This is a genomic window from Mesorhizobium sp. BAC0120 (assembly GCF_033542235.1).
Classification (GTDB): Bacteria; Pseudomonadota; Alphaproteobacteria; order Rhizobiales; family Rhizobiaceae; genus JAWRCU01.
Window position 1 is genome coordinate 13,687 of the sequence record NZ_JAWRCU010000002.1, and the last position, 23,874, is coordinate 37,560.

A 23,874-nucleotide genomic window follows, 5' to 3' on the forward strand; every position below is an offset into this window, starting at 1 on the left:
CGCACAACTGGCGCGAACAGCCGGATTCCGGTAATCGGCTATTTATGCTCTCGGTGCTGATCGAAACGCGCGATGACGAGGAGGCTCTGGCTCGCACGCTTGCCTCGCTGATCGGCGCAGCTGTCGAAGGCGTGGTGCGGGAAGTGATCGTGGTCGATCTCGGTTCGACCGACCAGACACGTTACGTCGCCGAGCATGCAGGCTGCCATTTTCTCACCGACGGCGGAATTGCAGCCGCGATTACGGCAGCCAAGAGCGAGTGGCTGTTGCTCGTTGAGCCGGGAGCGCGGCTTGTCGAGGGTTGGACGGAACCGGTCGTGGCGCATGTCAATAGATCGACCATGCCGGCGCGCCTTTCGAGGTCGCGCGATGATCGGCTCTCCTTTCTGGTGCGCCTGTTTTCGGCCAATCGGCCGCTTGTCGAAGGGCTCGTCATCAGCAAGCGGCAAGCTTTCGGCTTGGCGAAAAATGCCGGCAACGCCGAGGCGCTCGCCCGAGGGCTGGCTGTGAAGCGGCTTTCAGCGGGGATATCGCCTGCGAAGAAGGGGTAACTACGCCTTTCCCCGGACGACTCGCGCGCTGACGCTCTGAGCGTCGCGGAGCGCGAGAAAATATGGGTCGGCGGCCAGTGCGCGATCGACCATCGCGGTCACCTCTTCCCATGGCGCAGAGCTTTGCAGGGTGATCTTGAACCGGGTTTCGAGCGGGGCGGCGGTGTTGCTGCCAACGCCGAACATGGCGCCGTCGTCGAAATCCATTTCGACATCGACGTCGATCGTGTCGATCGCCACTCCCTCGCGGGCCGCCGTGAGCTTGATCCCGATGGCAATGCAGCCCGCTAGCCCCGCACGGATGAAGAAGCCCGGCGTCGGGCCTTTCTCGTCGCCGCCAATGACCTTGCTCATATCCATCACTGCCTCGTGGTGGCCTTGACGGAATCTGCAGGTCAGGCCTTCGCCGACCTGCGCGCTGGCCCGCACCGAACTGAATGCCGCTTCTGGCTTCTCCCGATAAACTGCGATCACGCGCTCCTGCGCGCCACGAATCTGCGCATTTCGATCCATGGTCCCCCTCCAACTCGCCTCGCTATGCCCGCCTGTCAGCGAACTTCGCCGCCTTGCTGAGGAGTTCCTAGGTCCAGCTTGTTTCTAGCCGATGCTAGCAAGTGCCATCATGTAACCGTGTTTTGAAACAATGCCGGTCAAGACTTGTGCGAATTTGGCAAGTAGCTGGTGTGTTCGCGGCGAGCTTGGCAGGCAACTCGTGGCGCAACCTCATGATCGCCCTGCATCAGCCACTGCGACGCCCACGAGCCATCGCCTGATCAGTTTCTCCTCTTCCGGCGACAGGCCGTCTGCCAGTTCGCGTTCGAGGGAATCAACCCGCTCGCGGCTTGCGGCAAGCATAGTTCGGCCCGTCTCGCTGAGGTCGAGATGTTGGATGCGCCCATGGACAGCATGCGGACTGCGCACCAATGCCCCCGCGCGCTCGAGATTGGCCACGATCACGCTCACCGTCTGCGGCGTAAGAAGCGCAAGCCGAGCCAGTTCCGCGTTGGACAGGCCAGGATAGGCCGCGAGCATCGTCAACACCGAGAACTGCGGCGGCGTCACATCCAGATCGGCCAGCGCACGCTCCACCCGAAGACGAAATGCCCCGGCCGCCTGCCTCAGCAGATAACCGAGATGGCCTTCTTTCCCACGTTTGCCCTCACCGGGCCTTGGAACGGATGACGATCGAGACTTGCGCATAATATCAGAGCTTTGATAAGATATTCGAACTCTTACATTATCGAACTTATGAGGCGCTGGCGATGGCCCATCGGATCTTTTTGGCAGGCGCCGCAGGCGCAATCGGGCAAAGATTGTCTCTGCTGCTGGTTCGCGCCGGCCATCAGGTGGCTGGCACCACCCGATCTGAAGCCAAAGCTGAACAACTGCGCGCCTTGCGCGTCGAGCCGGCGCTGGTCGACGTCTTCGATGCGGATGCGCTTTCCCGCGCGGTCGCCGCCGCGCGGCCCGACATAGTGATCCATCAGCTCACCGATCTGCCGAGAGGACTTGACCCCAGCCGCATGGCGGAGGCGCGGGTCCGCAATGCCCGAGTGCGGGACGAGGGCACTCGCAACCTCGTCAGCGCCGCTATCGCGGCAGGCGCGCGCCGGCTGGTGGCGCAGAGCATCGCCTGGATCTATGCCCCGGGCCCAGAGCCTCATATCGAAAGCGATCCGCTGGACGTCCATGCGGAGGGTGGCCTGGCCGTCACCGTCAAAGGCGTTGTGGCACTCGAGAAGTGGACGCTTGCCTCGCCTCTTGCCGGCGTCGTGCTTCGCTATGGCCGGTTCTACGGTCCGGGAACCGGCGTCGATGCCGCACCCATTCCACCGGCCCTTCACGTGGATGCTGCCGCTTATGCCGCACTGCTCGCGCTCGATCGTGGCACGACGGGCATCTTCAATATCGCCGACCAAAACGATCATGTTGCTACAGAAAAAGCTCGCAAGGAGCTCGGCTGGCGCGCCGACTTTCGCTTGCAAGAGTGACCGAATTGGCCGGCCGGAGAGACGTCCGTAACAGGAGGCAATGGCAGTTGTCTGTGGCAAAACCGCAACCTCCGGCAAGGAGCTCTGCCGGCTGCGCGGTCCCTTTCGTTCCCACCGGCATGGTGCGCGATCTAGGCGCGGCCGGACCTCGACGAGGCTGGCTCAGCTCAAGCGGCTTTGCCGCCTCGCTTCAGATGCTCGTCGAGCCTCGGCATGATCTCGACGAAGTTGCAGGGCATATGCCGATAATCGAGCTGCGCCTTGATAATGCCGTCCCAGGCGTCGCGGCAGGCGCCGGGCGAGCCTGGCAGGACGAAAACGAAGGTGGCGTTGAGGACGCCGCCGGTCGCCCTCGACTGGATGGTCGAAGTACCGATCTTGTCGTAGGAGATCCGGTGGAAGACTTCCGAGAAGCCATCCATGCGCTTTTCAAAGATCGGCTCCAGCGCCTCCGGCGTCACGTCGCGGCCCGTGAATCCGGTGCCGCCGGTCGTGATGACCACGTCGATGTCGGGATCCGTCGACCATGCCTCGACACATTCGCGTATGGCAGCCTTTTCGTCCTTTACGATGTGGCGGACCGCCAGAATATGCCCCGCCTCAACAATGCGGTCGGCGAGCGTCTGGCCCGACTTGTCCTCCGCAAGCGTGCGGGTATCGGAGACTGTTAGCACGGCGATTCGGACGGGGATGAAGGGTCGGCTCTCGTCAATCCGCGACATTCAGTCCCGCTCCTCCGGTTCGCGTGGCGACGACAAACCAATTCGGCCGCTCGCGGCGAATATGGCGGGCAGCGCCCTGCGCCTGGAGGTCGTTCTCGAACAGCCCGAAGCAGGTCGCGCCCGAACCCGACATGCGCGCGATTTGCGCCCCGGTCAGTCCGAGCTCATGCAGGGCATCGTCGATCTCCGGCGCGATGCTGCGCGCCGTGGCCTCGAGGTCATTGCGCGTGCGGCCGAGCCAGGCGACCAGGCTGTCCAGCGAAGGTTGCTCGGGCAGCGGCGGCAAGCCGGGATTCTGATAGGTTGCGAGCGCGCCGAAGACCTTGGCCGTCGGGACCGGTACGCCTGGGTTGACAAGCACAAGGCTCAATTCGGGAAAGCTCGGCACCATGGCAATCCGCTCGCCGATGCCCGAGGCCAGCAACGGCTTTGCGGCAACGCACATCGGCACATCTGCGCCGAGTGCCGGACCGAGCTGCGCAAGCTCCCGCTTGGTCGTGGTCAGGTCCCAGATCGACGAGAGCGCGATGAGTGTCGCTGCAGCGTCGCTCGACCCGCCGCCGAGACCCGATGCGATAGGCATGTTCTTTTCGAGGCTGATTGCGACTGGCGGGCAGTCCGCGAGCGGGAAGGCAGCGCGCAGCCTGTCCCGGGCGGTAACCACCAGATTATCATCGCCGAGCGGCATGTACTTGGCGAATGGGCCCGTGGCAACGAACGAATCCGCCTCGGCGTTTTCTACGGTGAGATGGTCGCCGAATCGCGTGAAAACCGTGAGGCTTTCGAGAAGGTGATAGCCGTCCTCCCGTCGCCCCACCACATGGAGGGCAAGGTTGATTTTTCCGGGAGCCTCGATGGTGAGCGCCCGGTCGTGCCCTTCATCGAGCACCAGTTCCTGGTGATTAGTCCTTGGCAAGCTTGTATTCGCCGGTCTTGGGATCCTTGACAAGCGTCCCTGTTGCGCCGGTACGCGCCTGCTTCTCGGCACGCCGCACCTTGGCCGTGACACGGTTGGCCTCGCGGAGGAAGGACTTGTAGCCCAGATAGGCTACGGCCAAGACCAGCAAAAGTAAGATGAGCTGTGGCATCCCTGTTTTCTCCTTGATAGGCGGCGGCGCCACTAAGCGAATTCGCCTATTAACCATGGTAGCGCCGAACGTGGCTTTTTTCAAAGCCCGAACCTGCTCCATAGCGCACGCGACTCGATCGCCTCGATAAGCCCGTCGACGGCTGAAGCCGCGAGGTCGGATGCCGAAAGCCCGGCATTCGAACCGAAGAAGGCAAGCCGACGGCCGAAGAAGCCGCGCGGGTGGCTGATCAGCTGCAGCCTCGTTTTCGGCCCGAAACGGCTCTTCAGGACGCTGCGCATGTCACCCAGCGCATCCACCAGGCCGAGATCGATCCCGCGCTTGGCGGTCCAGAACAGGCCGGTAAACAGGTCGGGATCGTCGGTCAGCTTGCCGGCCCGGCGCTCCTTGACGATGTCAATAAAGGTCTCGTGGACCTCGAGCTGCAGCACTTTCAGCCGCTCGACATCTTCTTCCTTTTCCGGTCGAAACGGATCGAGCACGGCCTTGTTCCGTCCGGCCGTGTGGACACGGCGTTCTATGCCGGCCTTCCTCAAGAGCTCTGGGAAGCCGAAGGAGGCCGTAACGACCCCGATCGACCCGACGATGGAGGAAGGATCGGCAATGATCTCATCGCCGGCGACCGCAATCATGTAGCCGCCGGACGCAGCGACATCCTCGACGAACACCAGCACGGTTTTCTTCTTTTCCGACGCGAGATCGCGGATGCGGCGGTAAATCAGCCGCGATTGCACCGGCGAGCCGCCGGGCGAATTGATAGAGATCGCGACGGCCGGCGCATCATTGTAGGCGAACAGCTTCTCGATAAGCGCTGCCGTCGAGGAGAGCGACAAGCTCTGCCTGAGCTGCGTGCCGCCGGCCATGATCGTGCCGTGCAGCCTGATCACAGGGATCGTCACGGCGTCTGAACGCATGGATCTGGGCAGGAACTTATTGAGGAAGCGGTTCAAACGGGATGCTCCGGATTTTGCCACGAAGATGTAGGATTTTACCGCATTTCCGCAATGGTGGGACAGCTACCGTTCAATCACCAAAGAGCGAGGCGCGACCGTTGTTGATGTCGTCGGCCGCCGCGGTGAAGCGGTCGCTGCCCGCCGCGTGCAGGAAGAGAGGCGGCATCAGTGATAGGCCGGCGCGCGAGCCACGCGTCCCGCGCACCAGGATACGGATGGCCGCGGCGTCGGGCCGCGGGTGGATCGGCACGATTTCAAGCTTGCCGAAGCGGCCGGCCAGCGCAACGAGGAGCTCGCCGATCGACTGGGGTCGTGCGATGATTGCGACGCCGCCGCGCGGCTTTACCACTGCTGCGGCGCTGCGCAGCCAGAGCTCGAACAGCTTGTCGGGCATGACATGGGCGCCGCGCTTCAGCTGGTCGGGCGTCACTCGGTCATGGCCGGCGTTGAATGGCGGATTCATGATGGCGAAATCAAATGCGCCATCGCCGAGGCCTGCTGCCGTTCGTGCCTTGCCGGAAAGCGACACGTCGGCTGTCAGAACAGAGATGCGGTCCCGAAGATGACCGTTTTCCGGATGCGTGACGGTCCGCTCGGCAAAGGCGACCATCTCGGCCGAGTTCTCGACGAGAACGACCTGCGCTGCCGCGCAGCGCGCGGCAACGGCCAGGCCGGCCGCGCCGGCGCCGGCCCCGAAATCGACGAGACGGCCCGAAAAATCCGAGGGCACGGCGGCAGCAAGCATCATTGCATCCATGCCGGCACGGTGCCCGGCGCCTTTCGGCTGCACGAGCCAGAATCGGCCGCGATGGAAGGCGTCGAGCGTAAAGTCCGGGCTTGCCTGGTCGGTCGCCATGGCTGGCAGGCGGTCAGTGCTTCTCGATTTCGTGGCCTATGCCCGCATCTGCGAGGATTGCGCGCGCCCTGACGAGCTCGTCCTCCTCGACCATGATGCGTCGTGGCAGGATGCCGAGTGAGCCGTCGACCACGCTCATGTTCTGGTCGGCAACGAGATAGGCGATGCCAGCGTCGCGCATCAGCGCCTCGATAAACGAGATCAGCACGGCATCATTGGTTCGGACGAGTTCTTTCATGCGCGCGAAAATCGCAGGTCGTGCGCCAGGAGTAAATGGCCGGAATCGCCGATCCGTCACAATTGCCCGCAGCCCCTCTTCAAAGGCCTCCAAAACGGGCCCTGCACGCACTCGACTGCAGCTCCATAGAGCAGCTCCCCGATTGTTACAAAAGTGTCATTAAAGTGTCAAAACAGCGGCACTGTGCCGCGAACTTTTGGCCAAGTTACGGCATTGATACGCATGGTCACGGGCAGCAACAAATTCGATGCCGCGCTAGCGCTTACAACGCTCTCGATAGTCTTAGCTCTCATTGGACTGGTGCTTTACTACGATGTCGAAATCCTATTTCCGAGGGGCTGACGGGACAGTCCCGTTGCACGTTACACGTTTGACCGCAGCAAGCCGCCCCGGCCTCCGAGGGAAAATGATCCTCTTGGGGGTGGCTGGTGTCTCGCTGGCGCTGCTTTGTGCCAGCATCGCCCAGGATGTGCGGCTCTACGTCGGCCCTGAGCCGGACCTCTCCGCTAAGATATGGATGCTCGACGTCGACTTCGAACGCAGCGCATTCACCTGGGTCTCGATAATCTCGCTCTTTGTGGCGGCCGTGCTTCTTTTTCTGGGCGCCGAGCATGCGGCAGCCCGACGCGACCGTTTCAGATGGCACTGGTATGCACTCGCCGCGCTTTTTCTCCTCGCCTCCTTCGACGAATTTGCCGGGCTTCACGAGAAGCTGTCGGCGGTCCTGGCTGCGCGGATGAGCCACTCCGGCGTTCTATATTTCGCCTGGGCAGCCCCTGCCGGCATACTCGCCTTGATAGGGCTGGCTAGCTTCATCCCGTTCATCCGCTCCTTTCCGACAAGGCTCGCCCTCTTGATGGTGCTTTCAGCCGGCCTGTTTCTCGGCGGGGCTGTCGGGCTGGAAATGATCGGCGGCAAGATTGCCGAGGTTGAAGGGGTGAAGTCGCTGCACTACCGCATGGAAACGAACGCGGAGGAAGGGATGGAACTCGCCGGCACGCTCCTTTTCATCTACGTGCTGCTCGCCTTCAACGAGGAGCGCCGTTTCATCCCCGGCTGATATAGTTCCGCGCACACGAGAATCCGGCGGCCAAGCCCGCGCACCTGTAAACTGTCCGCATTGCACATACCGGTTTCAGTGCCCCACGATGCAGAACTGGTTGCCTTCCGGGTCACGCATGACGGTGTACCCGTCAGTCTCGCGGACGACCTCGCCGCCAAGCGAACGAATGCGCTGCACCTCTTGCCCTCGATCATCAACGGATATGTCCAGGTGCACCCGGTTGTTCTGGTAATTGCGGTCCGGAACTTCCTGGAAGCACAGGACAGGCCCGGGTCCATCCACCATGACTGTCGGATCGGTCTCCGGCGTGAGGCCCAACGTGGCGAGTCGATCGATCTCGGCTTGGTCGTAGGGCCGAACGGCATAGCCGTCGAGTAGCTCTGCCCAGAACCGCGCAAGCCGCGCCGCGGACGCGCAGTCGAATACGATTTCCCTGATCGATCCCATCGATTATCTCCAGGCATGTCCGGCCGGTAGGCCTGTCCCCCGCGCCAATTCGCCCCTTGCGGCAGCTATATAGGACAACCTAGCTTTGCAGTGAGGGCTTGCGCGCCGCCGCGGCATCGTTATGTCTGCGGCAAATAAGGGATCTGGCCTTGGGTGTCGTACTCAATCTTGAAGATAGCAAGCGGGACGCAGCCTCGATCGAGCGGCTGCTGCACCTCACTGCGGCCGACATGGACAGGGTCAACGAGTTGATCCTTTCCAAGGCCGGCTCCGACGTCGAGATGATCCCCGAGGTGGCGAACCATCTGATTTCTTCCGGCGGCAAACGGCTGCGGCCCATGGTAACGCTGGCTGCCGCACAGATGTTCGGCTATTCCGGTGACGGCCACGTCAAGCTTGCGACCAGCGTCGAGTTCATGCACACGGCCACGCTGCTGCACGACGACGTTGTCGACGAGAGCGACCTGAGGCGCGGCAAGAAGACAGCGCGCATGATCTGGGGCAATCAGGCCAGCGTGCTCGTCGGCGATTTCCTGCTCGGGCAGGCCTTTCGCATGATGGTGGACGTCGGCTCGCTCGAGGCGCTGGACATCCTGTCGACCGCCGCATCCATAATCGCCGAAGGCGAAGTGATGCAGCTTGCCGCGGCGAAGAACCTCGAGACCACCGAGGACGAGCATTTCGCGGTGATCAAGGCGAAGACGGCAGCCCTGTTCTCCGCCGCCGCCGAGGTCGGTCCGGTAATCGCCGAGGCGACCCGCAACGACCGTGCGGCGCTCCGCTCGTACGGGATGAATCTCGGCCTCGCTTTTCAGTTGATCGACGATGCGCTGGATTATGGCGGCTCGAGCAAAGAGCTCGGCAAGAATGTTGGCGACGACTTCCGCGAGGGCAAGGTGACACTACCCGTGATCCTCGCCTATCGCCGCGGCACGCCGGCCGAGCGTGCGTTCTGGGTGAAGTCGATCGAGGAGAACGCTGTCGACGACGCTGCTCTGGACAAGGCGATCGGGCTGATGAAGCGCCACGGTGCCGTAACCGACACGATCGCGCGCGCAACTCATTTCGGCGACATCGCCCGCGATGCGCTCGCGCCGCTGAAGTCGACTCCGCAGAAAGCGGCGCTTAACGACGTAATAGATTTCTGTATCAGTCGCGTGTCGTGATGGGGTTGATGCACGCCGGCTGACCGGAATGTGAACCTTGCGAGGTTGAACGCTTACCGCAAAAAGGCCATGCTTGAGGACCAAAGCGGCGCTAGGTAAGGTTCGGTGGGCGGGCGCCCACAGGAAAAGGGAACTCAAGGCAGGTGAAAAACACTCTCAGTCGCGCCATGTCGGTCGCGGGACTTGCGGCGCTCTTCGTAGTGTCGCCGCTTCTCGGCTTTGCCAAGCAATCCGACCAGCCTGTGGCGATCGGCACGTTCTCGGGTGCCTATCTTGCGGCCAGGGTCGCCGAAGGCGACAACGACTTGCCGAGCGCGATCGCCTACTACAAGCGAGCCCTTTCCTTCGACCCCGACGATCAGTCGCTGCAGCAGAGCCTGCTGCTCGCATTGATCACGCAAGGCGATTTCGATGAGGCGCTGCCCTGGGCCGAGAAGCTGAAGACCGTGCCCGACGTGGAACGCTTCTCGCGGCTGATGCTGGCCGTCGATTCTTTCCGCAAGAAGGATTTCAAGGCTGCCGAGAACTGGCTGAAGCTGGTGCTCGAATCCGACCTGGATCGCCTCATCACCGGCCTGATGACGAGCTGGGCGAAGGCCGGCGAGGGCAGTCCCAAAGACGCCCTGAAACATCTCGACAAACTGGATGGGCCGGACTGGTACAGTCTCTTCGTCAATTATCATCGCGCGCTGATCGCCGATCAGGCCGGCTTTGATGTGGAGGCCAAGCAGGTCTATCAAGCTACACTCGATGACGCTTCGTCCGGTAGCGCCGCCCCTGAAACCTGGCTGCGTTCGGCCGAGTCCTATGCGCGATTTTTGGCGCGCAGGGGCGAGAAGGACAAGGCGCTTGGCGTGCTCGATCGCATCGACGAGTTTGCGCCGGGGCGAGTGCAGGTGGGCGCCCTGCGCAAGGAGATAACAGCCGGCAAGCCGGTGCCTCGTCTGGTGGAAGGGCCCGTCGAGGGCGCCTCCGAAGTGCTGCTCGACCTCGGCACAGCGCTTAACCGCAGCGGCGGCGAGGCCTTCGTCAAGCTATACCTGCAGCTCGCCCGCGCGCTGAATCCGACGGGCGATTCGGTCCTGCTGCAGCTCGCCGCGCTTGCCGAGCAGCAGAGCGATGCCGAGCAGGCGATTGATCTCTATTCGCGGATTCCGGCGGATTCGCCGGTGAAGCGACTTGCCGAGATGCAGCGTGGCCTGAACCTTGCTGATCTCAAACGCCAGGACGAGGCCATCGCGCAGCTTAACAAGCTGATCGAGCAGGATCCCGACGACATGCGCGGCTACCTGGCGCTCGGCGGCGTCTACGCGGCGAAGGAGGATTTCCGAAACGCCGCGGGAGTCTACGACCGCGCCGTCGAGCATTTGAAGACGCCGGCAAGCACCGACTGGAACATCTTCTACCAGCGCGGCATCGCCTATGAGCGTCTTAAGGAATGGCCGAAAGCCGAGCCCAACTTCAAGAAGGCCCTCGAGCTCTATCCCAACCAGCCTCAGGTCATGAACTATCTCGGCTATTCCTGGGTCGACATGAACATGAACCTCGACGAGGCGATGGACCTGATCCGCAAGGCGGTCGATCTCAGGCCCGGCGACGGCTACATCGTCGATTCGCTCGGCTGGGCCTACTATAAGCTCGGCAAATTCGACGATGCCGTACGTGAGCTTGAGAAGGCAGTCTCGCTGAAGCCGGACGATCCGGTGCTGAACGATCACCTCGGCGATGCCTATTGGCGCGTCGGCCGCCGGCTGGAAGCGACCTTTCAGTGGGCACATGCGCGCGACATGAAGCCGGACAAGGACGTGCTCGCGAACGTTCAGAAGAAGCTCGCCGAGGGCCTGCCGCCGATCGAAGGCAAGACCGCCGCCGACAAGCCGGATGCTCCGGTCGCCCCACCGGCCGATTCTCCGGCGGTGGAGAAGAAGAGCGAGCTCGATGCTCCGACCGAGAGCGTGGCCGCTGTCATGGCGGCCGTCCCGGCTGCTTACACCGTGCAGCGTGGGCAATCGCTGTGGTCGATCGCTGCCGACAAGCTCGGCAGCGGTGAGCGTTATCGCGAGATCCTGCACTTGAACCCCAAGCTGCGCCGCAATCCGGGCCGCATTGTCCCTGGTCAGGAACTCAGGCTTCCGGTCTCGAACTGACAAGCGTTCCGTCCGCCTTGACGCTCCATTCCTCCGCCTTTAGGTCAGGCGCATTCCGACCGAGGAATTTGCCGTGACCGAGCCTGCCCCACATATGCAGCCGAGCCGCTCCTTTCAGGGGCTGATCCTGGCTCTTCACAATTACTGGGCCGACTATGGCTGCCTGGTGCTGCAACCCTACGACATGGAAGTCGGCGCCGGCACCTTCCATCCCGCCACAACTTTGCGGGCACTCGGGCCGAAGCGCTGGAACGCCGCCTATGTTCAGCCCTCGCGCCGGCCGAAGGACGGCCGCTACGGTGAGAACCCCAACCGGCTGCAGCACTATTACCAGTACCAGGTGATCCTGAAGCCCAACCCGCCGAACCTGCAGGAGCTCTATCTGGGTTCGCTGGCGGCGATCGGCATCGACCCGCTGACGCATGACATCCGCTTCGTCGAGGACGACTGGGAGAGCCCGACGCTCGGCGCCTGGGGGCTCGGTTGGGAATGCTGGTGCGACGGCATGGAGGTCTCGCAGTTCACCTATTTCCAGCAGGTCTGCGGCATCGAATGCGCACCTGTCTCGGGCGAGCTGACTTATGGGCTGGAGCGGCTTGCAATGTATGTGCAGGGCGTCGACAACGTCTACGAGCTCAATTTCAATGGCCGCGAAGGCGACGAGAAGGTCACCTATGGCGATGTTTTTCTGCAGGCCGAGCAGGAATATTCGCGACATAATTTCGAATTTGCAGACACGAAGATGCTGCTCAGGCACTTCGACGACGCCGAGGCCGAATGCATGGCGCTGCTGTCGGCCGGCGAGCCGGGCGCCAAGGACAACAACCCGCTGCATAAGCTTGTGCTGCCCGCCTACGACCAGACGATCAAGGCGAGCCATATCTTCAACCTGCTCGACGCACGCGGCGTGATCTCGGTCACCGAGCGGCAGAGCTACATCCTGCGCGTGCGCAACCTCGCCAAAGGGTGCGGGGAGGCGTTCCTGAAGACGGAAGCCGGGGGGATGGCGGCGTAAGACACAACGCTTGCTGCGTCGTTTGGCCGCTTGGCTCAAAGCGCGTATGGAACGCGGATGTCGGGGACGTCCGCTACTTCACCACTCGGTTCTGGCTTTTTCCTGGTAGGCGAGCCCATCTGTCTTCCGCTTACCCCACAGGCCGAAGGCATCTGCCCTTGTCATCTCGGCCTGCTAGTCGACGACGGCCTCGCGGATCAGAGCCGCCCGCGACCGCTTTTGGTGCTTGGCCAGCCGATCCAGCTCCCTGATGTGGCTATCGTCGATTTCTACAAGCGCCCGCATCGCGTTTTTCTCAGGCATTGATATTGGCATCTGTATCGCTTCTTCATCCTTTTGGGCAGGTCAGGAATGGTCGCCGTCACTATATTGCTCGGTCGCGATCAAAATGGCTCAGCGGACGCCGTTTAAGGCAGACGGGTGACAAGAGCAGTCAGTCTTGGTACGGCGGGCGCGCCAACGAAAGACGTGTGAATGCCTGACCTTCTGCTCGAACTTCGTTCCGAAGAAATCCCGGCCCGCATGCAGCGCAAGGCTGCCGGCGACCTGCGCAAGATGGTGACCGACGGGCTTGTCGAGGCAGGCCTGACATACGAAGGCGGCCAGGAATACTGGACGCCGCGGCGGCTGACCCTTGATATCCGCGGCGTCACCGCGCGCTCACGCGACGTGCGCGAGGAGATCAGGGGGCCGAGCACCAAGGCGCCCGAACAGGCTATCAAGGGCTTTCTGCGCAAGGCCGGCCTGAGCGACGTCTCACAGGCGCATGTCCATTCCGATCCCAAGAAGGGCGACTTCTACGTCGCGCACATCGTCAAGCCGGGCCGTGAGGCGGAGGAGATCATCGCTGAGCTGATGCCTGCCGTGATCCGCGACTTCCCCTGGCCGAAGTCGATGCGCTGGGGCAAGGCGTCAGCGGTGCCCGGCTCGCTGCGTTGGGTGCGGCCGCTGCAGTCGATCGTCTGCACCTTCGGCCCGGAGACCAGCGAGCCGACCGTGATCGACTTCGAGGTCGATGGCATCCGCGCAAGCAATATCACCTACGGCCATCGTTTCCATTCGCCGGGCGCGATTACCGTGCGCCGCTTCGAGGACTATGTCGCGAAGCTGGAGGCCGGCAAGGTGATCCTCGATGCCGAGCGGCGCAAGCAGATCATCAAGTCCGACGCGCAGAACCTGGCCTTCGCCAGCGGGCTGGAGCTGGTCGAGGATGACGGGCTGCTGGAGGAGGTCTCCGGACTGGTCGAATGGCCGGTCGTGCTGATGGGTGAGTTCGATGAGACCTACCTCGACATCCCGGCCGAAGTGATCCGGCTGACGATCAGGACGAACCAGAAGTGCTTCGTGACGCGGCCGCAGGACGCCGATGGCCTTCTCTCCAACCGCTTCGTGCTCGCCGCCAATATCGAGGCCAGCGACGGCGGCAGGGAGATCGCCCATGGCAACGGCAAGGTGGTGCGCGCTCGGCTCTCCGATGCGCTCTACTTCTGGAAGACCGACCAGGGCGACCTGCCGGATCTCCCTGAGCTGGAGGAGTCGGCGAAGAAATTTGACCTGAAGCGCGACGAGCGCGGCAAGCTTCTGCCGCTCGACCAGCGCATGGCCCGCCTCGACCATCTCGGCGTCACCTTTCATGCCAAGCTCGGCACGCAGGGCGAGAGGGTAGGGCGCATCGCCAGACTGGCGGAAGAGCTGGCGCCAATGATTATGCGCCCGATCTCCCCCCTTGCGGGGGAGATGTCGGCGCAGCCGACAGAGGGGGGCGCTGTCCCGCCAGCCTCTCAGTCTGAAACCGGTGAAGGCCAACGCCCTACGTCGCCCCCCTCTGCCCTGCCGGGCATCTCCCCCGCAAGGGGGGAGATTGCTACTCTCGCACGTCGCGCGGCCGTGCTTGCCAAGGCGGACCTGACGACCGAAGTCGTCGGCGAATTCCCCGAGCTGCAGGGCGTGATGGGTCGCAAATATGCGGCACTCCAGGGCGAGCATCCTTCGGTCGCCGCGGCGATCGAGGAGCACTACAAGCCGCAGGGCCCGTCCGACCGCGTGCCGAACGACCCGGTGTCGATCGCCGTCGCGCTCGCCGACAAGCTCGACACGCTGGTCGGCTTCTGGGCGATCAACGAGAAGCCTACCGGGAGCAAGGACCCCTATGCACTGCGCAGAGCGGCGCTGGGCGTGATCAGGATCGTGATCGAGAACGGGGTGAGGTTGCCACTACAAGCTTTGCTTGTGTCGTCGCTTAACGACTTGCTGACGCAGCTTTACTACCAAGGAAAATTGGCAACATTGGTAAAGATCGAGGAACTCAAAGAGGCAGGTGTTCCGGACAACTTCGTGGAAGACATTGAGGAACGGTTCGAGGGTTCCGTCAAAGCGGTTGACACGAACGACGGAGTAGGCGTTTCCGAGTTCTATCCGGGGTGGACTGCCGAACAATTTACAGACCTCCTTTCCTTCTTCCATGATCGCCTGAAGGTCTACCTCCGCGACCAGGGTGCAAGGCACGACCTGATCGATGCCGTGCTGGCGAGCGGAGAGGCAGGCCATTCGTCAAACGACGATCTCCTCATGATCGTGCGGCGCGTCGAGGCGCTGGGCACATTCCTTGACACGGAGGACGGCAAGAACCTGCTTACCGGCACCAACCGCGCAGTGAGCATCCTCGCGGCCGAGGAGAAGAAGGGCACGGCGATCGCGGCCGAGGTCGACCCGGCGCTCTTCAACACGCCGGACGAGGAGGCGCTCTACGCAGCGGTGAACCGTGCCGAGGATGAGGCTGCCGCGGCGATCGCGCGGGAGGATTTCGCGGATGCCATGCGCGCGCTCAGCGCGCTGCGTGGACCGGTTGATTCATTCTTCGATCATGTGCTCGTCAATGACGAGGATCTTGCCGTGCGCGCCAACCGGCTGGCGCTGCTCGCACGCATCCGCGCCGCAACCGGGCAGGTGGCGGACTTCTCGAAGATCGCGGGGTAGAGACTCAACCGAAAATTTGCACGTCCAACGCTTGCGTTCCGACAAGGCTGGCGGCGAGCGAAGGAGTGACGGCTTCGAGATCGACGAGATCGAGCCGCGCAAGGTTAACCCGGTCCTCGAGCAGCAAGGCAAACCTCGCGCGTGTGTTCTTGCGCCTGCGACTAAAGTCGATCGGGCCGCGCACGACCTCCGCCTGCAAGGGACGTCGCACCATCACGTTGAAGTCGAGCAGCCTCTGACTCTCCAACCGTGCGACGACAGTGACGTCGCCTGAAAAGCAAAATGGCTCGCAGGTTGCATCCAGCCTGTGCTCCCGGCCGTCGACGGAGAGGACCATCGCGCCCCCCTCCAGGACGGTAAGCACCCGATCTACGCCGGCAAATGTGGAGAACGGGCCGGACTTTGCGACGACGGCTGTGCTGAGGCGCCAGTCGAAGGTCTCGAAATCGGCTCCTGCCGGCGAGACAGCGATTTCGGCCGTTTCACCGCCGCCATTTTTCCAGGGCTGGAATACGCGGTCCGCCAGCCGGAAAACACCTGATTCCGCCACGCCGTTATCCCTCAAAGCCTCAGGCATCTTCGCCCTGCCGCTCGGGCCAATAGTTCTTTTCGGTACCGATGAGGTAGCCAGGTTGGTGTGCCACCCTGACGGTGGTGATAGGGCCGAGATCGTTCCAGGTGGTTCGATGCAGGACCAGCAGCGCCTGCCCCTCTTGAATGTTCAGCAATCTGGCGTCGCGTCGGGTGGCATTTTCGGCGGAGAAGGTCAGTTCGGCCCGCAGATAGGGAGCGTTTCGGACCAGCCACTCATTGGCGTTCAACTGCCAGAAATCGACCTTGGCCAGACTCGGCACGGCGCGCCGATTGATCCAGCGATCCTCGAGTTGGAACGGCCTCCCATCAGCATAGTGCAGGGCTCTCATATGGACCAGGACACTGCCTTCAGGAAGCCCGATCCGCGAAGCGATCTTCTCAGGAACTGGGCTATCGCGCTGTGCCAAGACACGATGGCCGTAGGTCATGCCAGCCTGCTCGACCTGCTCGCGCACAATGGAGATCGAGAACGTCGCCTTGCGGACGGGATCGAGCGCCACGCGTGTGCCGGCACGGCGACGGCGATCCAGAAGCCCTTCATCGGCCAGAAGTTGCAGGGCCTTGTTGACGGTTGCTCGTGCGGCGTTGAACTCGATCGCCAGATCGGCCTCGTCCGGGATACGGTCGCCCTGGCGCCATTCGCCTTCGACGATGCGTCGACGGACTTCGTTGGCGATGCTCCGTGCCTTTGGCAAGGTCGCGCCGGCTTGCTTCTCGTTCACATCACCTCCTGCAGTCTGCCGATACAGGCCAAGTAGTCGGCTACGATCCGGTCATGATCTGAATGGCGGCCATCGCGGACGATGTGGCGACCTGCCGCCCAGACGTCGCGCACAAGCCCGTCACCTCCGGCAAAGATCAGGCTGTCGAGGCGTTCATCGCCTTTCCGGCCGAACAGAACCGCGTTGTCCAGCGAGACGGCGCACAGGTCGGCCCACAGGCCCGTCGCTATGGCGCCTGTCTCCCGGCCCGCCGCCGTGGCCCCGCCGTCGAGCCCGGCATCATAAAGCGCTCGACCGGTGGAGCGTCCCGTTTCGGCGAAGATGGCGCGCCCGGTGTCGCGCAGCCGCTGGCTGTATTCCAGCGTTCGCAACTCCTCGATCAGCGAGATGCGGATGTTGCTGTCCGACCCAAAGCCCAGCCGCCCGCCCGCATCCCTCCATATCGTACCGTTGAAGATTCCGTCCCCGAGGTTGGATTCCGTGATCGGGCACAGGCCGGCGACGGCACCGGTCGCAGCCAGACGGCGCGTCTCGTCCTCGGTCATGTGGGTGAGATGGATCAGCGTCCAGCGCGGGTCGGGACTGAAGTTGTCCAGCAGCCACTCGACGGGACGGCGGCCACGCGCAGCCTGCACCTCATCCACCTCGGGAATCTGTTCCGCGAGGTGGATATGCAGCGGCCGCCCAGGCCGCAGGCTCTCGCAAAGCGCCAGCGCCTCGGGGCTGACCGCGCGCAGCGAATGCGGCGCGACACCGATCCCGGCATCCGGCGGCAGATGACGGAGCGCAGCCTCGGCAGCGTCCAGCAAGGTGACGAATTCATCCGGGGTCGTGCCGAAGCGCTGCTGGCCGGGGCCGAGCGGACGGCGGTCGACGCCGCCGAACTGATAGTGCGCCGGCAAAAGGGTGAGCCCGATGCCCGTGCGCGCAGCGGCTGCGGCAATTCGCTCCGACGTCTCGGCGATGTTGTCGTAATGCGCCCCGCCGGGCCGGTGGTGCAGATAGTGGAACTCGACATTGGTGGCGAACCCGGCCTCCAACATTTCCATCTGCGCCAGCGTGGCGATGGCCTCCACGTCGTCGGGCGTCAGGTGATCGAGGAAGCGATACATGATCTGCCGCCATGTCCAGAATGTATCGCGCGGCTGCGGTCCACGCGCTTCGGACAGCCCGGCCATGGCGCGCTGAAAGGTATGGGAATGCAGGTTCACCATCGCTGGCAACAGTAAGCCCACCTGCTCGCCTGCGGGCGCAGCCGCGATCTCCACATTCGTGATTCGACCGTCGGCGCCCACCTCCACGCGCACACTATCCGACCATCCCGCCGGCAACAGCGCATGTTTCGCCCAAATTACAGCCATCACGATTTCCTCTTTCCCCCGTCCGGCAATGAGCGCGCCGCCTGTACATGCTTAGACATAACACGGAAATAAGTTTAGACATAGACTCTGGCATATGTTTAGGCTTAGGGAGTGACAGGCCAGTTCGGAGTCCGCCAGATGCAGGTCCTAAGCAATGCCAAAGTCGCCACGATGGATGAGCAGACCGCTACCAGCCACATCGACACGATTGTTGTCGATGGCGAGGTGATCGCCTGGGCTGGTGATGCTGCAGACCTGCCGGCGCCCTACGCCGACGCGCCTCGCCGCAACATCGAGGGGCGGCTGGTCACGCCGGGCTTGATCGATTGCCACACGCATATCGTCTATGGCGGCGACCGCGCCCGGGAGTTCGCGATGCGGCTCGAAGGCGCCAGCTATGAAGAGATTGCGCGCGCCGGCGGCGGCATTCTCTCCAGCGTTCGCAATACCCGCGAAGCCAGTGAGGAAGAGCTTCTTTCCCAGGCGCTACCGCGCGTCGACACTCTCATCGGCGAAGGGGTCACAACGCTCGAGATCAAGTCGGGTTACGGACTCGACATCGCCTCCGAACTCAAGATGCTGCGCGTCGCGAGGCGCATCGGTGAAGTTCGTCCTGTCCATGTCGTGACAACCTGGCTTGCCGCACATGCGCTTCCGCCGGAATTCCAGAACGACCGTGCCGGCTACATTGACAAGGTCGTCATCGCCGGCATGGATCAGGGGCGCGCGGAAGGATTGATCGACGCCGTGGACGGCTTCTGCGAGGGCATCGCTTTCACGGTCGACGAAATGGCGCGCATCTTCGATCACGCCAAGGCGCTCGGCCTGCCCGTCAAGCTGCATGCCGAGCAACTCTCTGACCTGCACGGTGCGGCGATGGCGGCAGGGCACGGCGCGCTTTCGGCCGACCATCTCGAATATCTCGGCGCGGATGGTATCGCGGCCATGGCGAAGGCGGGGACCATCGCCGTGCTTTTGCCCGGCGCCTTCTACACGCTGAGGGAAAAGCAACAGCCGCCAATCCATGCGTTGCGCGACGCAGGCGTGGCGATCGCATTGGCGACCGATTCCAACCCGGGCACCTCCCCGCTCACATCGATCCTGCTGACCATGAATATGGGGGCTACGCTTTTTCGCCTGACGCCGGACGAGTGCCTGCGGGGCGTGACCCGCAATGGCGCCCGCGCGCTCGGCCTCGCCGACCGTGGCGTCATTTTGCCCGGCGCCCGCGCCGACCTGGCGATCTGGGACGTCCGGCATCCCGCCGAGCTTTCCTACCGCATCGGTTTCAACCCGCTACATGCCCGCATCTTCGGAGGCCAATATGTCTGAGCTGATCCTTTCGCCTGGCGCGGTTACCCTGGCCCAGCTGGAGCGCGTCTGGCGCGAGGGGCTCGCCGTCAGGCTGGCAGACGAAGTGCGCCCCGGCATCGCCATGTCTGCCGCCAAGATAGCCGCGGCAGCGAGCGGCGACGCTCCGGTTTATGGTGTGAACACTGGCTTCGGCAAGCTCGCCTCCATCAAGATCAAAGCCGGGGACACCGCCACGCTGCAGCGCAACCTGATCCTGTCGCATTGCTGTGGCGTGGGCGAGCCGGTCGAGGAGGAGACCGTTCGTCTGATCATGGCGCTAAAGCTCCTGTCGCTCGGACGTGGCGCCTCGGGCACCCGCCCCGAGGTCGTTGAATTGATCGAGGCGATGCTGGCGAAAGGCGTTACACCAGTCATTCCATCGCAAGGCTCGGTCGGGGCTTCCGGCGACCTCGCTCCGCTGGCGCATATGGCCGCGGCGATGATTGGCGAAGGCCGCGCCGTCTATCGGGGCCGCGAGATGCGCGGCGACGAGGCACTGGCAGCGGCAGGCCTGAAACCTGTCGTGCTGGCGGCCAAGGAAGGGTTGGCGCTGATCAACGGGACCCAGGTCTCCACCGCCTTTGCTCTTGTCGGGCTCTTCGACGCCTTTCAGGCAGCCCGCAATGCGCTTGTGTCGTCCTCGCTTTCGACCGACGCTATCATGGGTTCGACCGCGCCCTTTTTCGACGAGATCCATCAACTGCGCGGGCATCGCGGTCAGATCGTTGCCGCCCGAGTCATCCGCGAACTGATGGACGGCTCCGAAATCCGCGAAAGCCACCGGGTGGGCGACGCACGCGTCCAGGATCCCTATTGCATCCGCTGTCAGCCGCAAGTCACCGGCGCCTGCATCGACCTTTTGACTCAGGCAGGCCGCACTCTGGAGATCGAGTCCAATGCCGCCACCGACAACCCGCTTGTCCTGATCGAGGCCGACGAGATCGTCTCCGGCGGCAACTTCCATGCTGAACCCGTGGCCTTCGCCGCCGACCAGATTGCGCTGGCTATCGCCGAGATCGGCTCGATCTCGCAGCGTCGCATCGCGCTGATGGTGGATCCCTCGCTCAATCACGACCTGCCGCCGTTTCTCACTCCCGAGCCCGGCTTGAACAGCGGCCTGATGATCGCCGAAGTTACCTCGGCAGCGCTGATGAGCGAGAACAAGCACCTCGCTACCCCTTGCTCGACCGACTCCACCCCAACCTCGGCAAATCAGGAAGACCACGTGTCCATGGCCGCCCATGGCGCACGCCGCCTGAAGCGGATGAATGCCAATCTTGCCCATATCATCGGCATTGAGTTGCTGTGCGCTTCCGTGGGCGTCGAGTTTCGCGGCCCGCTCAAGACTTCGGTCCCGCTCCAGGGCGTGATCGCTCGGCTCCGCCAGTCGGTTGAGCCGCTGGGCCAGGACCGATACCTCGCGCCCGATCTGACCGAGGCCGCAGCCCTCGTGCGTTCCGGCGCTCTGCTTGCGGCCCTGCCGGAAGGCATGTTGAAGGACATTCGACCATGAGCACAGTCCACGTGCCCCCGGTCGAAGTCGTTCGGGGCGACGGTCCACTGATCCTCGGCTTTCCGCACACCGGCACATATCTGCCCGAGCCCATCCAGGCGAAGCTCAATGCTTGTGGCCGCAGCCTGGCGGACACCGACTGGCATATCGAAAGGCTCTACGATGGGCTGCTGCCGAATGTGACGACGGTCAGGGCGACGTTCCACCGTTACGTGATCGACGCCAACCGTGGCCCGGATGGCGCCAGTCTCTATCCCGGCCAGAACACCACGGGCCTCGTGCCACTCACCGATTTCGACGGCAAGCCGATCTGGACGGAAGAGCCGACGGGCGCCGACATCGCCGAGCGCAAGGCCAATTTCCATGCCGCATATCACGAAGCGCTTGCCGCAGAGATCGAGCGGGTGAAGGCCAGGCACGGCGTGGCCATCCTCTACGATTGCCACTCGATCCGCTCCGTCATTCCGTTCCTGTTCGAAGGCGTTCTGCCCGACTTCAACATCGGCACCAATAACGGCACGACCTGCGACCAGCGCATCGAGGCTGCGGCCGTAGACATCTGCGCGGCCTCGGGCCGCACCCATGTGCTGAACGGCCGTTTCAAGGGTGGCTGGACCACGCGTCACTACGGCCGGCCGGAGCAGGGCGTTCATGCGATCCAAATGGAACTGGCGCAATCAACCCACCTGGTGAGCGAAACCCAGCCCTTCGCCTATGACGAGGGCAAGGCCGCGGCGATGCGCGCCACGCTCACCGAGATTCTGCAACGGCTCGTCGGCCTCGCCCCGGAACTCAAGGCATGACCGGGCCACTGTCGGGTATTCGGGTTCTGGACCTGTCCCGTGTTCTGGCGGGACCGTACTGCACCGCCTTGCTGGCCGATCTGGGGGCGGAGATCATCAAGCTGGAGCCCCCGGCCGGCGACGACTACCGGCATGTCGGTCCGTTCAAGAATGGCGAGAGCGCGCTGTTCACGCTGAACAACCGCGGCAAGAAGAGCATCGTGCTGGATCTGAAGAAGCCGGCGGATCTTGAGCTCGCGCAGGCGCTTGGCACCCGGATGGACGTGGTGGTGGAGAATTTTCGTCCCGGGGTCGCTACCCGGCTGGGCCTCGGCGCCGAAGCACTGCGCAAGGCCAATCCCCGGCTGATCTATTGCTCGATCTCCGGCTTCGGGCAGGAAGGACCGTTCAAGGATCTGCCGGCCTACGATCTGGTGGTGCAGGCCATGTCGGGGCTGATGGCCGCAACCGGCGAGGACGGCGGCGCGCCGCTCAAGACCGGCGAAAGCATCGCCGACCTGATCGCGGGGCTGTTCGCGAGCTGGTCGATCATGGCGGCGCTGGTCCAGCGCAACGCTACCGGACAGGGTGCGACGCTCGACATCGCCATGTACGATGCGTTGTTTTCCATGCTGACCACCAGCCACGCCCAGCACTTCTATGGCGGTGTGTTGCCGGGCCGCGTCGGAAACCGCCATCCGCTTTCCACTCCCTTCGGCTGCTTCCGGACCAGTGACGGCCAGGTGGCGATCGCCGTGCTCAATGGCGGGCAGTTCCAGCGCCTGGCGGCCCTTATCGGCAAGCCGGAGATCGCGGACGATCCGCGCTTTGCCACCGACTCCAGCCGGACCGAGCATGAGCCCGCATTGCGGGCGCTGATCGAGGAATGGTCGGGTCGACTGACGACCGAGAAGGCCGTGGCTCAGCTTGCCGCGCAGAGCCTTCCGACCGCGCCGATCTGGAACATCGCTCAAGCCGCCGACAACGAGCACGCCGCTATGCGCGGTCTGGTCAGCATGCTTGCGCATCCCGTTCTGGGCCAGGCGCCGGTTGTCGGCCAGCCGGTGCGCTTCGATGGTGCCAAGCCGGTAGCCGCGACGCCGGCGCCGCGCCTTGGCGGCGACATCGAGGCGGTGCTGAAGGAATTCGGACTGGAGCACCTTGCATGACGCGGATTGATGATCCCTGGCACATGCTTTCCGAAGAGGAACGCATGTTCTGCGACGTGCTGGAGCGGATCTGCGCCGACAAGATCGCGCCGCTGGCGGCTGAAACCGACGAGGCAGCGCGCTTCGTGCATGATCAACTCGCGACGCTCGGCGAGGCCGGCGTGATGGGCGCCAACCTGCCGGAGGCCTATGGCGGCAGCGGCATTTCTGCTCCCGCCCTGCTACGCGCGGTTTCCATTGTGGCCGCAGCCTGCGGCTCCACCGCCTCGGCGCTGACGGCGCATTATCTGGCGACCGATTCCATCCTCATCGGCGGCTCCGAGGCGCAGAAGCAGGAGTGGCTGCCGAGGGCCGCTGCTGGCGAAGCGCTCGCCGCCTTCGCGCTCACCGAGCCCACGGCCGGCTCCGATCCCGCCGACATGAAGACGCGGGCGCGGCGCACGCAAAATGGCTGGCACCTCAAAGGAACCAAGTGTTTCATCTCCAATGGCGGTGTTGCGGACTTCATCGTGGTCTATGCGGTAACCGATTCGGAAAAAGCGCATCGCGGCATCTCGGCTTTCATCCTGCCGAAGGGCACGCCGGGCTTCGAGGCCGGTCCGCCGGAAAAGACCATGGGCCTGAAAGGTGGCCATGTTTTCACGCTGAACCTCGACTGCGAGGTTCCCGAAAGCGCGCTGCTGGGCGAGGAGGGCAGGGGCTTCCGCACCGCCATGCAGGTTCTCGACAATGGCCGCATCGAGGTCGCCGCGCAGTGCCTCGGCCTTGCCGGCGCGGCCATGGATGCCTCCATTGCCTACGCCAAGGAGCGCATCATCGGAGGCATGCCGCTGTCGGAGCGCCAGGGCATACGCTGGATGATCGCCGACATGGGCCTCGCCTTCCGCTCGGCGCTTCTGTTGTCACAGGAGGCCGCGCGCCAGCGTGATCTGGCACATCATCATGGCGGGCGCTTCTCGCTTGCCGCATCCATGGCCAAACTCGGCGCATCCGAGGCTGCGGGCAAGATCGCCGACACCGCCCTGCAACTGCATGGTGGTTATGGCTACACCCGCGATTTTCCCATCGAACGGATCAACCGGGATCTGCGCATCATGCGCATCTACGAGGGGTCCAGCGAAATTCAGCGCATCATCATTTCCGGCAACATGCTGGCCTGACGACGGA

Annotated in this window: 25 protein-coding genes; 12 read left to right on the top strand and 13 right to left on the bottom strand. The window is 63.5% G+C overall.

The window, feature by feature from the left end; genetic code table 11:
* The first annotated feature begins 44 nt into the window (after positions 1–44).
* Positions 45–551: a glycosyltransferase gene (locus SAZ10_RS03590; protein WP_318608448.1), complete on the top strand. Its 507-nt coding sequence runs from the start codon at positions 45–47 to the stop codon at positions 549–551.
* Here SAZ10_RS03590 and SAZ10_RS03595 read toward each other — a convergent pair whose 3' ends face one another.
* Both SAZ10_RS03595 and SAZ10_RS03600 read right to left on the bottom strand, forming a co-directional pair.
* Entirely contained in the window at positions 552–1,064 is a 513-nt protein-coding gene (locus SAZ10_RS03595) for an OsmC family protein (protein ID WP_318607808.1), read from the bottom strand.
* Between the two features lie 210 nt (positions 1,065–1,274).
* The gene (locus SAZ10_RS03600) at positions 1,275–1,751 is read right to left on the bottom strand and encodes a MarR family winged helix-turn-helix transcriptional regulator (protein WP_318607809.1); all 477 of its coding nucleotides are present in this window, start codon (positions 1,749–1,751) and stop codon (positions 1,275–1,277) included.
* Positions 1,752–1,813: 62 nt separating this feature from the next.
* Between SAZ10_RS03600 and SAZ10_RS03605 the strand changes: the two genes are divergently transcribed.
* On the top strand, positions 1,814–2,542 hold the full coding sequence (locus tag SAZ10_RS03605) for an NAD(P)-dependent oxidoreductase (RefSeq protein ID WP_318607810.1): 729 nt from the start codon (positions 1,814–1,816) through the stop codon (positions 2,540–2,542).
* Between the two features lie 167 nt (positions 2,543–2,709).
* On the opposite strand, the gene moaB is transcribed toward SAZ10_RS03605, so the two are convergent.
* From moaB to SAZ10_RS03635, 6 genes are all read right to left on the bottom strand, one after another.
* Complete coding sequence (gene moaB / locus SAZ10_RS03610; RefSeq protein ID WP_318607811.1) at positions 2,710–3,264, bottom strand: molybdenum cofactor biosynthesis protein B; 555 nt, start codon at positions 3,262–3,264, stop codon at positions 2,710–2,712.
* Positions 3,251–4,180, bottom strand: coding sequence for a 4-(cytidine 5'-diphospho)-2-C-methyl-D-erythritol kinase (locus SAZ10_RS03615; protein ID WP_412535156.1), 930 nt, complete (start codon positions 4,178–4,180; stop codon positions 3,251–3,253). Before SAZ10_RS03615 ends, moaB begins: the two co-directional genes overlap by 14 nt.
* Positions 4,167–4,352 (bottom strand): hypothetical protein, encoded by a 186-nt coding sequence (locus SAZ10_RS03620; RefSeq protein WP_318607812.1) that lies wholly within the window; start codon positions 4,350–4,352, stop codon positions 4,167–4,169. Before SAZ10_RS03620 ends, SAZ10_RS03615 begins: the two co-directional genes overlap by 14 nt.
* A gap of 80 nt (positions 4,353–4,432) precedes the next feature.
* Positions 4,433–5,266 (bottom strand): S49 family peptidase, encoded by an 834-nt coding sequence (locus SAZ10_RS03625; protein ID WP_412535169.1) that lies wholly within the window; start codon positions 5,264–5,266, stop codon positions 4,433–4,435.
* A 109-nt stretch (positions 5,267–5,375) separates the two neighbouring features.
* Positions 5,376–6,161 carry a tRNA1(Val) (adenine(37)-N6)-methyltransferase gene (locus SAZ10_RS03630; protein ID WP_318607814.1) on the bottom strand — a complete coding sequence of 262 codons (786 nt, stop codon included), beginning with the start codon at positions 6,159–6,161 and terminating at the stop codon, positions 5,376–5,378.
* Between the two features lie 13 nt (positions 6,162–6,174).
* Positions 6,175–6,399 carry a DUF2007 domain-containing protein gene (locus SAZ10_RS03635; RefSeq protein ID WP_318607815.1) on the bottom strand — a complete coding sequence of 75 codons (225 nt, stop codon included), beginning with the start codon at positions 6,397–6,399 and terminating at the stop codon, positions 6,175–6,177.
* Positions 6,400–6,805: 406 nt separating this feature from the next.
* On the opposite strand from SAZ10_RS03635, the gene SAZ10_RS03640 reads away from it, so the two are divergent.
* Positions 6,806–7,459 (top strand): hypothetical protein, encoded by a 654-nt coding sequence (locus SAZ10_RS03640; protein ID WP_318607816.1) that lies wholly within the window; start codon positions 6,806–6,808, stop codon positions 7,457–7,459.
* A gap of 75 nt (positions 7,460–7,534) precedes the next feature.
* On the opposite strand, the gene SAZ10_RS03645 is transcribed toward SAZ10_RS03640, so the two are convergent.
* The gene (locus SAZ10_RS03645; RefSeq protein ID WP_318607817.1) at positions 7,535–7,909 is read right to left on the bottom strand and encodes a VOC family protein; all 375 of its coding nucleotides are present in this window, start codon (positions 7,907–7,909) and stop codon (positions 7,535–7,537) included.
* Between the two features lie 149 nt (positions 7,910–8,058).
* On the opposite strand from SAZ10_RS03645, the gene SAZ10_RS03650 reads away from it, so the two are divergent.
* From SAZ10_RS03650 to SAZ10_RS03660, 3 genes are all read left to right on the top strand, one after another.
* A complete protein-coding gene (locus SAZ10_RS03650; RefSeq protein WP_318607818.1) occupies positions 8,059–9,075 on the top strand; it encodes a polyprenyl synthetase family protein in 1,017 nt (338 codons plus the stop codon).
* Positions 9,076–9,242: 167 nt separating this feature from the next.
* On the top strand, positions 9,243–11,222 hold the full coding sequence (locus SAZ10_RS03655) for a tetratricopeptide repeat protein (RefSeq protein WP_318608450.1): 1,980 nt from the start codon (positions 9,243–9,245) through the stop codon (positions 11,220–11,222).
* Positions 11,223–11,316: 94 nt separating this feature from the next.
* Entirely contained in the window at positions 11,317–12,237 is a 921-nt protein-coding gene (locus SAZ10_RS03660; protein ID WP_318608451.1) for a glycine--tRNA ligase subunit alpha, read from the top strand.
* A 174-nt stretch (positions 12,238–12,411) separates the two neighbouring features.
* On the opposite strand, the gene SAZ10_RS03665 is transcribed toward SAZ10_RS03660, so the two are convergent.
* Complete coding sequence (locus SAZ10_RS03665; RefSeq protein ID WP_318607819.1) at positions 12,412–12,522, bottom strand: ribbon-helix-helix protein, CopG family; 111 nt, start codon at positions 12,520–12,522, stop codon at positions 12,412–12,414.
* Positions 12,523–12,711: 189 nt separating this feature from the next.
* Between SAZ10_RS03665 and glyS the strand changes: the two genes are divergently transcribed.
* A complete protein-coding gene (gene glyS, locus SAZ10_RS03670; protein ID WP_318607820.1) occupies positions 12,712–15,213 on the top strand; it encodes a glycine--tRNA ligase subunit beta in 2,502 nt (833 codons plus the stop codon).
* 4 nt (positions 15,214–15,217) lie between these two features.
* Here glyS and SAZ10_RS03675 read toward each other — a convergent pair whose 3' ends face one another.
* Genes SAZ10_RS03675 through SAZ10_RS03685 form a run of 3 tightly spaced genes read right to left on the bottom strand, consistent with a single transcriptional unit; the run spans position 15,218 to position 17,890 of the window.
* Positions 15,218–15,790: a HutD family protein gene (locus SAZ10_RS03675; RefSeq protein WP_318607821.1), complete on the bottom strand. Its 573-nt coding sequence runs from the start codon at positions 15,788–15,790 to the stop codon at positions 15,218–15,220.
* A complete protein-coding gene (locus SAZ10_RS03680; protein ID WP_318607822.1) occupies positions 15,783–16,529 on the bottom strand; it encodes a GntR family transcriptional regulator in 747 nt (248 codons plus the stop codon). Before SAZ10_RS03680 ends, SAZ10_RS03675 begins: the two co-directional genes overlap by 8 nt.
* Positions 16,526–17,890 carry a formimidoylglutamate deiminase gene (locus tag SAZ10_RS03685; protein ID WP_318607823.1) on the bottom strand — a complete coding sequence of 455 codons (1,365 nt, stop codon included), beginning with the start codon at positions 17,888–17,890 and terminating at the stop codon, positions 16,526–16,528. The genes SAZ10_RS03680 and SAZ10_RS03685 overlap by 4 nt, the downstream gene beginning before the upstream one ends.
* Before the next feature lie 138 nt (positions 17,891–18,028).
* Between SAZ10_RS03685 and hutI the strand changes: the two genes are divergently transcribed.
* The 5 genes from hutI to SAZ10_RS03710 are packed head-to-tail and all read left to right on the top strand — an operon-like array spanning position 18,029 to position 23,867.
* Entirely contained in the window at positions 18,029–19,222 is a 1,194-nt protein-coding gene (hutI, locus tag SAZ10_RS03690; protein WP_412535157.1) for an imidazolonepropionase, read from the top strand.
* Positions 19,215–20,756 carry a histidine ammonia-lyase gene (hutH, locus tag SAZ10_RS03695; RefSeq protein WP_318607824.1) on the top strand — a complete coding sequence of 514 codons (1,542 nt, stop codon included), beginning with the start codon at positions 19,215–19,217 and terminating at the stop codon, positions 20,754–20,756. The genes hutI and hutH overlap by 8 nt, the downstream gene beginning before the upstream one ends.
* Positions 20,753–21,559 carry an N-formylglutamate deformylase gene (gene hutG, locus SAZ10_RS03700; protein ID WP_318607825.1) on the top strand — a complete coding sequence of 269 codons (807 nt, stop codon included), beginning with the start codon at positions 20,753–20,755 and terminating at the stop codon, positions 21,557–21,559. Before hutH ends, hutG begins: the two co-directional genes overlap by 4 nt.
* Positions 21,556–22,707, top strand: a complete 1,152-nt coding sequence (locus SAZ10_RS03705; RefSeq protein ID WP_318607826.1) for a CoA transferase — start codon at positions 21,556–21,558, stop codon at positions 22,705–22,707. Before hutG ends, SAZ10_RS03705 begins: the two co-directional genes overlap by 4 nt.
* Entirely contained in the window at positions 22,704–23,867 is a 1,164-nt protein-coding gene (locus SAZ10_RS03710; RefSeq protein WP_318607827.1) for an acyl-CoA dehydrogenase family protein, read from the top strand. Before SAZ10_RS03705 ends, SAZ10_RS03710 begins: the two co-directional genes overlap by 4 nt.
* Positions 23,868–23,874: the final 7 nt, after the last annotated feature.

What these genes read in the sequence shown, in the direction of transcription:
- SAZ10_RS03590 (WP_318608448.1), top strand. Translation starts at nt 45, where the DNA reads ATGCTCTCGGTGCTGATCGAAACGCGCGATGACGAGGAGGCTCTGGCT.
- SAZ10_RS03595 (WP_318607808.1), bottom strand. Translation starts at nt 1,064, where the DNA reads ATGGATCGAAATGCGCAGATTCGTGGCGCGCAGGAGCGCGTGATCGCA.
- SAZ10_RS03600 (WP_318607809.1), bottom strand. Translation starts at nt 1,751, where the DNA reads ATGCGCAAGTCTCGATCGTCATCCGTTCCAAGGCCCGGTGAGGGCAAA.
- SAZ10_RS03605 (WP_318607810.1), top strand. Translation starts at nt 1,814, where the DNA reads ATGGCCCATCGGATCTTTTTGGCAGGCGCCGCAGGCGCAATCGGGCAA.
- moaB (WP_318607811.1), bottom strand. Translation starts at nt 3,264, where the DNA reads ATGTCGCGGATTGACGAGAGCCGACCCTTCATCCCCGTCCGAATCGCC.
- SAZ10_RS03620 (WP_318607812.1), bottom strand. Translation starts at nt 4,352, where the DNA reads ATGCCACAGCTCATCTTACTTTTGCTGGTCTTGGCCGTAGCCTATCTG.
- SAZ10_RS03625 (WP_412535169.1), bottom strand. Translation starts at nt 5,266, where the DNA reads ATGCGTTCAGACGCCGTGACGATCCCTGTGATCAGGCTGCACGGCACG.
- SAZ10_RS03630 (WP_318607814.1), bottom strand. Translation starts at nt 6,161, where the DNA reads ATGGCGACCGACCAGGCAAGCCCGGACTTTACGCTCGACGCCTTCCAT.
- SAZ10_RS03635 (WP_318607815.1), bottom strand. Translation starts at nt 6,399, where the DNA reads ATGAAAGAACTCGTCCGAACCAATGATGCCGTGCTGATCTCGTTTATC.
- SAZ10_RS03640 (WP_318607816.1), top strand. Translation starts at nt 6,806, where the DNA reads ATGATCCTCTTGGGGGTGGCTGGTGTCTCGCTGGCGCTGCTTTGTGCC.
- SAZ10_RS03645 (WP_318607817.1), bottom strand. Translation starts at nt 7,909, where the DNA reads ATGGGATCGATCAGGGAAATCGTATTCGACTGCGCGTCCGCGGCGCGG.
- SAZ10_RS03655 (WP_318608450.1), top strand. Translation starts at nt 9,243, where the DNA reads ATGTCGGTCGCGGGACTTGCGGCGCTCTTCGTAGTGTCGCCGCTTCTC.
- SAZ10_RS03660 (WP_318608451.1), top strand. Translation starts at nt 11,317, where the DNA reads ATGCAGCCGAGCCGCTCCTTTCAGGGGCTGATCCTGGCTCTTCACAAT.
- SAZ10_RS03665 (WP_318607819.1), bottom strand. Translation starts at nt 12,522, where the DNA reads ATGCGGGCGCTTGTAGAAATCGACGATAGCCACATCAGGGAGCTGGAT.
- glyS (WP_318607820.1), top strand. Translation starts at nt 12,712, where the DNA reads ATGCCTGACCTTCTGCTCGAACTTCGTTCCGAAGAAATCCCGGCCCGC.
- SAZ10_RS03675 (WP_318607821.1), bottom strand. Translation starts at nt 15,790, where the DNA reads ATGCCTGAGGCTTTGAGGGATAACGGCGTGGCGGAATCAGGTGTTTTC.
- SAZ10_RS03685 (WP_318607823.1), bottom strand. Translation starts at nt 17,890, where the DNA reads ATGGCTGTAATTTGGGCGAAACATGCGCTGTTGCCGGCGGGATGGTCG.
- hutI (WP_412535157.1), top strand. Translation starts at nt 18,029, where the DNA reads ATGCAGGTCCTAAGCAATGCCAAAGTCGCCACGATGGATGAGCAGACC.
- hutH (WP_318607824.1), top strand. Translation starts at nt 19,215, where the DNA reads ATGTCTGAGCTGATCCTTTCGCCTGGCGCGGTTACCCTGGCCCAGCTG.
- hutG (WP_318607825.1), top strand. Translation starts at nt 20,753, where the DNA reads ATGAGCACAGTCCACGTGCCCCCGGTCGAAGTCGTTCGGGGCGACGGT.
- SAZ10_RS03705 (WP_318607826.1), top strand. Translation starts at nt 21,556, where the DNA reads ATGACCGGGCCACTGTCGGGTATTCGGGTTCTGGACCTGTCCCGTGTT.
- SAZ10_RS03710 (WP_318607827.1), top strand. Translation starts at nt 22,704, where the DNA reads ATGACGCGGATTGATGATCCCTGGCACATGCTTTCCGAAGAGGAACGC.